6 protein-coding genes are annotated in these 7,696 nt (G+C 42.3%); 4 read left to right on the forward strand and 2 right to left on the reverse strand.

All coding sequences use genetic code 11. The features are described 5' to 3' along the window. Positions 1–465: 465 nt before the first annotated feature. A complete protein-coding gene (locus tag AABK37_RS38915; protein ID WP_432556745.1) occupies positions 466–621 on the reverse strand; it encodes a hypothetical protein in 156 nt (51 codons plus the stop codon). A 61-nt stretch (positions 622–682) separates the two neighbouring features. Then, a complete protein-coding gene (locus tag AABK37_RS38920) occupies positions 683–880 on the reverse strand; it encodes a hypothetical protein (RefSeq protein WP_432556746.1) in 198 nt (65 codons plus the stop codon). 1,029 nt (positions 881–1,909) lie between these two features. On the opposite strand from AABK37_RS38920, the gene AABK37_RS38925 reads away from it, so the two are divergent. The 4 genes from AABK37_RS38925 (at position 1,910) to AABK37_RS38940 (ending at position 7,074) form a co-directional block, all read left to right on the forward strand. Beyond that, a complete protein-coding gene (locus AABK37_RS38925; RefSeq protein ID WP_432556747.1) occupies positions 1,910–3,595 on the forward strand; it encodes a lipoxygenase family protein in 1,686 nt (561 codons plus the stop codon). A gap of 597 nt (positions 3,596–4,192) precedes the next feature. Continuing rightward, on the forward strand, positions 4,193–4,561 hold the full coding sequence (locus tag AABK37_RS38930; RefSeq protein WP_432556748.1) for a cytochrome P450: 369 nt from the start codon (positions 4,193–4,195) through the stop codon (positions 4,559–4,561). A gap of 338 nt (positions 4,562–4,899) precedes the next feature. Further along, positions 4,900–5,598 (forward strand): IS607 family transposase, encoded by a 699-nt coding sequence (locus AABK37_RS38935; protein ID WP_432556749.1) that lies wholly within the window; start codon positions 4,900–4,902, stop codon positions 5,596–5,598. Continuing rightward, positions 5,599–7,074 carry a hypothetical protein gene (locus AABK37_RS38940; RefSeq protein ID WP_432556750.1) on the forward strand — a complete coding sequence of 492 codons (1,476 nt, stop codon included), beginning with the start codon at positions 5,599–5,601 and terminating at the stop codon, positions 7,072–7,074. It begins immediately after the preceding gene. Positions 7,075–7,696: the final 622 nt, after the last annotated feature.

Raw genomic sequence — 7,696 nt, forward strand, 5'->3', positions numbered from 1 at the left:
GCTGCGCGTAATATTCAAATGGTTGGGGCATCGACCATTAGGTTAGGCGATGTAAGTCGGGCTTTGCCTGCGATTGTTGTTTGAGCCTAGAATCCCCGCAATTGAATTGCGGGGAGTATGTCAATAAAATAATTACTCCTCACGGATCTAATAGTAATGCGTGATAGCATCTTAACCTTCATCCGACTTTGGTTTGTACTTTAATTCGGCTTTCAATTCCTTGATTTACCCAAGAAGCCGCTGCCGCAACGCCGGGTCAATTACAAGCTTGAAGAGCGTGTATTAACCCGGCGTTGCGGGTTATGGAATACAAATTTACTACTGAATGCGATCGCGCACTTCAAAGTGGTGGAAAAAGACGCGCTTCCACCATAGCGAAATCGAAAGTACAAGTGTTGAAAGCCCAGTTAAAAAAAAACATGTATTTTGAGTACCCACGTGGCGAAAAAATACAGCGTCCTTATTTCAATCCCACCTATGCTTAAAGGTGGGTACTTCTTCACATCGATCCGATCGCCTTCTTTCTTCGTGAATGCGCCCTGTAATAATTTCAGCATCGCTCATCCCACGACGACAATCTTCATCGTGTCCGTAGGCTAGCAAGCACCGCAGGCATCGCATGTGCACAAGTGGTCGGGGAAGCGCATAGATGGTAATTATTTCCCAGGCGCATTTTCCCCTCCTACTTTTCTCTGGAGTCCTGTATTTTATTGCTTAACTTACCCCATGCGATCGCTTGCTCGCGGTGTCCTCTGGAATTATCGTGCAACAAGTTAACTGCCAGGGCTTTGATAAAGTTATCCACGCATAGCAATATGTGGCATCCGCTGCCGTCATCAATTTGTACCGAAGACCGCTCGTAACCATTTTGCGCTCTCACACTCAAAATATGGAAGGTGTTTTTTAGGATTTATAGCGCGACTAGGAGTGAAGCCTGCGATAACAAGTGGACAGGTTTTTCCCAAGAGCACGTAGGGGTGCTGGACTAGCAGCAGTAAAGTCCAAGACCTTGCAGCAACACAACAAAGAGTTGCACCATCCACAAAACCCCCAGCACAGCCGACTTCCGTACCTCTAACTCCAGTACCTATACCCATCACAACAACTCAAAATACTTTTGTCGCATCTTCCCAAAAAATTCCCCAAACAAAAGTGATGGCTGACACTGTGGGGAGTTATGAGCAAGCCACTATCAGTAAATCGCAAAGTTTTCCTCAATGGGCTAAGGAAAGAGTTGCTGTCACGAAGTGCCAAGTAGCTTAAAGCACTTATATATCTAGCTTGAGCGCCGTTATCTGCGGAAATATATAAAAATTTACACGGTTTCGGATTTTATTAGCGTCGGAACAATTTCCGAAATTTAGTGCTGGGTTTTAGAATTTCAGGCACTAAAACTCAGTTAAAAAGGGGAAAGTTCCAGATCAAAAACTCCCGAATGAATTTTTTTTACAGAATATGGCACGGCAATTTTTTCCACACAATCCCAAAACTGCATAATTTGATGGTGCTTACACCTATTAAAAATAGAGCTATGAAGCTCATTCATACTTAACTTCTGTTGGTGCAAATCAAGTAAGGGTTTATGCATACAATCAAATTTCTGTCAATCCGTAAGTTCTAGTCACAGTTAAATGTATCTAAAATTTATAGGGGCAGTCTTAATTTACCCAAAATAATGCAAAAAAATAATGGTCAAGTTCTGTAAATTTTTCCGAAACAGCAATAATCCCCAGTGTAGAACCGAGATAGCAAGGAAATTCTATCCATACAACAATTGCAACGTTGATCTAAAAGACTTGATCTGTGCTGCATCAGAACCACAAGCTGTTGAAATAGAGTTCTCACGCAAGAAAATCGATGTTTCCAGTTTTAGAGTGATAAATACATTAAAAATTTGAGGATTAGTTCCATGATTCAGCCGAGTTTGCCCCAAGACGATACCCCTGACCAACAGCGGCAGCGAAATGAACAGATCGCAATACAGCGAGAAGATTATCAATACAGCGAAACAGCGGGGATATTGCTGATTAAAGAATTGCCACAGTTAGAAATGTTCTCATTTAAATACTTGCAGCAGCGAGATCGGGGCTTAGTATCATTAATCGCGAATACCTTGGCAAGCAAGATCGATAATGTTTTTGATCCATTCGATAGCTTGGAAGACTACCAGGAGATGTTTCCACTCCTGCCTAAACCCTCGACATTGCAAACATTCCGCAACGATGCTGTCTTTGCCCGTCAGCGCATTGCTGGTGTTAACCCGATGGTGATTGAGCGCGTAGTTGGGAAATTGCCCGATAACTTTCCAGTTACAGATGCCATCTTTCAAAAAATCATGGTGACTAAAAAGACGCTGGCAGAGGCGATCGCAGAGGGCAGAATCTTCCTCACTAATTACAAAGGGCTTGATGGACTCACTCCAGGAAGCTACGAACAAGGAACAAAAATCATTGCTGCTCCGTTGGTGTTGTACTGTTGGAAACCCGTAGGTTATGGCGATTATCGCGGTACTTTAGCTCCAATTGCCATTCAACTCAATCAGCAACCCGATCCAGAAAAAAATCCAATTTATACACCAATCGATGGGATGCACTGGTTTATGGCAAAAATCTTTGCTCAGATGGCTGATGGCAACTATCACGAAGCCATCAGCCATCTGGGACGAACCCATCTGGTGTTGGAACCGTTTGTAATGGCAACCGCCAATGAACTAGCGCCCAATCATCCTCTGTCGGTCTTGCTAAAACCCCATTTTCAATTCACCCTGGCAATCAATGAACTGGCACGAGAACAATTGATCAGCCCGGGTGGCTATGCAGATGCCCTGCTAGCTGGAACTCTAGAAGCCTCCATCAGCGTTATTAAAGCAGCCATCAAAGAATATCTAGAAAACTTCAGTGAGTTTGCCCTGCCCAAGGAGTTCACTCGGCGAGGAGTGGGAGAAACCGATCTGGATGGACAAGGAGAAAACTTTTTGCCCGACTACCCCTACCGGGATGATGCTTTGCTATTGTGGAGAGCAATTGAGGCTTACGTTAGCGATTATCTAGATCTCTACTACACATCTCCAGTCCAGATCCAGGAGGATACAGAACTACAGAATTGGGTGCGAAAGCTCGTATCTCCAGAAGGGGGTAATGTCAAAGGATTAGTGTCCAATGGTAAACTGGACACTCTGGAACAGTTAGTGGCGATCGCCACCCAGATTATTTTTATTAGTGGACCTCAGCACGGTGCGGTGAACTATCCCCAATACGACTACCTCGCCTTTGCCCCCAACATGCCGCTAGCAACCTATGCACCTCCTCCCAGTCGCGATCAAGAAATTAATGAAGCCACAATCCTGAAGATTCTCCCCCCACAAAAGTTGGCGGCAAAGCAATTGGAGTTGATGAAAACTCTCAGTGCTTTCCAGCCAAATCGCCTGGGCTATCCAGACAAGAACTTTGTCGATGTCCGCGCTCAGAAGGTTTTGCTACAATTCCAGGCAAAATTACAAGAAATTGAGCAACTGATTAATCAGCGGAATCAAAACCGGCTTGAACCTTACACCTTTCTTTTACCCTCGAATGTACCTAATAGCTTAAGTATTTAGTCCGTGTTCTTCACGTTAGTGAAGATTTTGAGGCAGCAGTTTTCAACTGAATAGAATACAGTCCATTGTAGGAGCACGGCAGTGCGGTGCAGAGGTGCGTGTATTCAACTAAGATGAAATCCGCTGCATTCGGACGGACATAATATCACTTGATGAACCGCGTGCTTAAAGAACCGCATCCAATTAAAATCGAATTTCCAAAGCAAGAAAAAAGGAAGAAACAATATGTCTACCAACTCATCCTCTCCCTCAACCAGATTTTTAGAAAATTGTTTTCCAGTTTTCTTTGGCTCCAAAGTACGTAAACTCAATAATATACCTGGGCCAAGCCCAATTTTTCCAGTAGGTAATCTTTTTGATTTTTTTGGCAATGACATTCATAAGTTGCTTTATAATTACGCCTTAAAACATGGCGATTTAATGTGTTTTTGGTTAGGGGCGACGCCTAACTTACTAATCAACGATCCAGCCGCAACTATTGTGCCACGAGACGGGCTACCAGCTAAAATCAAGCGGGTATTGTCAAGTTAAATCAGCTTCTGTCAAAATTAGGTACTCTTTTCCCACAGGCAAGAATTGGATTATCGTAAACCTAAAATGTCAAATAATCTCAACCACATTCCTGGTCCTGTTCCTAAATTCTTAATTGGCAATGCTTTAGATTTTGTGGGTACTCCCTCTCATATCAAGCTGTATGAATATGGCTTGGCTTATGGCGATATTATGCGCTTTTGGTTATTCAATCAAGCCAGTATTTTAATTAATGACCCAGCCTTGATTGAGCAAGTGTTAGTGAGCGATCGCGATCAATATTACAAAAATGCTCCCTGGAAAGCAGCAGAACCAGTGATGGGGGACAGCCTTTTCTTAAGCAATGGTAAAGATTGGGAGTTTAAACGCCGCAACCACCCCTTCTCAGCAACCGAGATCAACAATTATTTTGAGCAAATTCTGCCAACTAAGTAGGTAGGCACGAAAAAACCAACTTATGTAAAGATAAGTAAATACGTAGAATGCATCTAACGAGGTGACTTATATATGGGTGCCCGTTTAAGGATATTCTTGACTCGTGAGCAAGACAGAACCCTGTTAAAGCTAAGAACTGCGGATGTACCACAGAAAGTAAAAGATCGAGCAGAAATAATTAGGCTAAACGCGCATGGCTGGTATGTAGAAAAAATAGCTGCTCACTTTAATTTGACTCTACAAAGGGTGTGTAGCTGAATAAAAATATCTGGGTATATCTAGGCAATTCTTCCGAAATTCCCATAGAATTGAATGTATTCTATATCAGAAACAGCGATATGGAGGATATTCAATCAGTGACTATCAGCATCGGTGATGCTGCCAAAGAATTAGGAGTTTCAGTAGACACAATCAGGAGGTGGGCTGACCTTGGAAAGATTCGATATGAACGCGCTCCGAGTGGACATAGACGCTTCTATTTAGCAGACATCAAACGAATCACGCCACGTGACTTGAAACAGTTAGATGACCGTATAACCATCAATTATGCAAGAGTTTCAAGTCATGACCAAAAGAATGATTTAACTAGGCAAATTCAGGTTCTAGAAGCTTTTAGTGGTTCAAATGGTTGGCAGTTTGAGACAATCCAAGATTTAGGTAGTGGCTTGAACTATAACAAGAAAGGACTGAGAAAGCTACTTACCAGAATACTTAAAGGTGATGTTGGGAGATTAGTACTAACTCATAAAGATAGGTTGCTACGCTTCGGGGCTGAGTTAGTATTTGCTATCTGTGAAGAGATGGAAACCGAAGTAGTAATTATCAATAAATCCACAGAAAAATTAAGTTTTGAACAAGAATTAGTTCAAGACATGATTGAACTTGTAACGGTATTTTCAGCACGTTTATATGGTGCTAGAAGTCGTAAAAATAAGAAGTTAATTGATGGAATATCTAATGTCATTGACGAGGTGAGGCAGTGCGGTCATGGGGGTTTCCCCCAGGAGCAACTGCCGAACCCCGAAGGGGTAAAATAAATGGCGACTCTCACATATGTTAAAGGACTACCGACTCCAGCAGAAGAATTGAATAGTTTAGGACTCACTGAGTTTGAGATGTTCTTGGCAGCTTACAGTCAGGTATTTCATAAAGCAGCTTGTGAGACAGCGAATTACCTTCTATTTGGTCAAAAGTTCAACAAATCAAGTTGGAACACTTATTTACAAAAGACTTTTGGTATTTCAAAACGTCATGCTAATGGTATAATCAGCCATGCTCAAGGCGCTGTAGATGCATCTAAAGAACATCGAAAACATCATATCAAAATTATTGAAGGCAAGCTCAAATCAATTAATCTTTGGATTAGTAAATCAGAAAAGAAATTAGCAGATTCTTTCAAATTTTATGAGAAAAAGAACTGGAAAGAATCCAAAACTGGATGCAGGCTACCTATTGCATCCGATTTAAAAACACATAAAACCAATTGGCATAATCTTCACTTTCAGATTCACAATAAAAAGCGTCGTGCTAGTCAACTACAAAAACAAATCTTGAATTTAAAGACTGCACCAATTCATGCAGTCATTCCTAAAAACCAAGCATTTGTAGTTGGCTCCAAAGATGAATCGTTTGGCAATCAGGTTTGTCAATGGGATGGTGATGTCCTCAAGTTCCGTGTACCAGCTTGTTTAGAGTCAAAGTTTGGTAAGTACGTACAAACACGAGTCGGTAACTTTGACCGCAAAATCAACAGATTACCGAAAGATGGTTCTAAAACATGGCACTTCTATTGCAAAGATGGTAAATGGAATGCAGCAGTACAGTTCACGCCAGCACCAGTCAAGCGCGTCTCTAGGCATTCCGCTTATGGATGTATTGGAATCGATTTGAATCCTGGCTCAATTGGTTGGGCATATGTTGATTGCGATGGCAACCTGAAAGCTCATGGTCAAATCTCGTTACAAATGGGATTGCCATCAGGCAAGCAAGATGCTCAAATTGTTGATGCTTGCTTGCAATTAGCGACATTAGCAGACACATTTGCTTGTCCGATTGTTTGTGAAGAATTAGATTTTTCAACCAAAAAAGAACAACTCAAAGAACGTGCTAGAAAATATGCTCGAATGCTTTCTAATTGGGCATATAGCCGATTTTACGAACTACTAGAAAGCATTTTAAGCAACCGTGGTATTTACTTGATGAAAGTAAATCCAGCATACACCAGCGTTATTGGACTAGTAAAATATGCTCGCCAGTATGGTCTAGCTAGTGATGAAGCTGCGGCTATGGCTATCGCTAGACGCGGTATGCGCTTGAAAGAAAAAATTCATGGCTCCATAACCGCCTATCTCTCCGTGAAGGATGGAAAGCACGTATGGAGCCAGTGGAATCAACTGAATAATCTGATTAAGAAATCTAGCATTAAGCGTCATAACTTTTATGCTATCTCTAACTGGGAGTCTTTGGTCAAGCGATGGTCGGAGCAATCTGCCCAAAGCAAACGAAAGTGTTAAAGATGATTTCTAAAGAACATAAACCGCTAAGTTCCCTCTACAGAGATTTGAGCATTATTGCCCAGATATGCGTAGGTTTTTAGAAGCGGTAAGAGAGGTTTTGCACAAATGGAAAAGCAAAGGTCTAGAAGGACTTTGGGAACTACCCGGTCGAGGAGGAAAGTCAAAATGGGGAGAAGAGGACATAGTATTTTTGGCTATATTGCCTGAAAAAAGAACCACGTACATACAATAGTCTTCAACTTACGCAAAAATTAGAACGCGATGCCTTCGGCAAGCCGCAGAGCGGCAACGCAATGTAAAACTGAGTCCCGACAGATTAAGACGGGTACTCAAAAAAAGGGGGTTAATTGGAAGGTGCGACGTGAAGTCGTGCGTAGACGCACTAGCGTTTTAGACAGAGGAGCCGTCTCCTTCTGGGAATCCCAACTCCTGCGTCTCCACGTAAAAGGGTCTATGACCCCGGTCACGTCGGAAGTAAGCAATGAACCCGATGGAATGCAGACCACGAAAGGCTCTGTGAACTACCTACACCGCCTGAGTACAGGTCGGTGTAGGCTTCTGGCACATTCTTAATGTTTCCAGAACTTCCTTAGAGGTACTATTAGTAGCAGAGTCAGCC

This window comes from Tolypothrix sp. VBCCA 56010, from assembly GCF_050875635.1.
GTDB lineage: Bacteria > Cyanobacteriota > Cyanobacteriia > Cyanobacteriales > Nostocaceae > Hassallia.

Excerpts from the sequence above, each read along its gene's own strand:
- AABK37_RS38915 (WP_432556745.1), bottom strand. The coding sequence starts at position 621 with ATGCGATGCCTGCGGTGCTTGCTAGCCTACGGACACGATGAAGATTGT.
- AABK37_RS38925 (WP_432556747.1), top strand. The coding sequence starts at position 1,910 with ATGATTCAGCCGAGTTTGCCCCAAGACGATACCCCTGACCAACAGCGG.
- AABK37_RS38930 (WP_432556748.1), top strand. The coding sequence starts at position 4,193 with ATGTCAAATAATCTCAACCACATTCCTGGTCCTGTTCCTAAATTCTTA.
- AABK37_RS38935 (WP_432556749.1), top strand. The coding sequence starts at position 4,900 with ATGGAGGATATTCAATCAGTGACTATCAGCATCGGTGATGCTGCCAAA.
- AABK37_RS38940 (WP_432556750.1), top strand. The coding sequence starts at position 5,599 with ATGGCGACTCTCACATATGTTAAAGGACTACCGACTCCAGCAGAAGAA.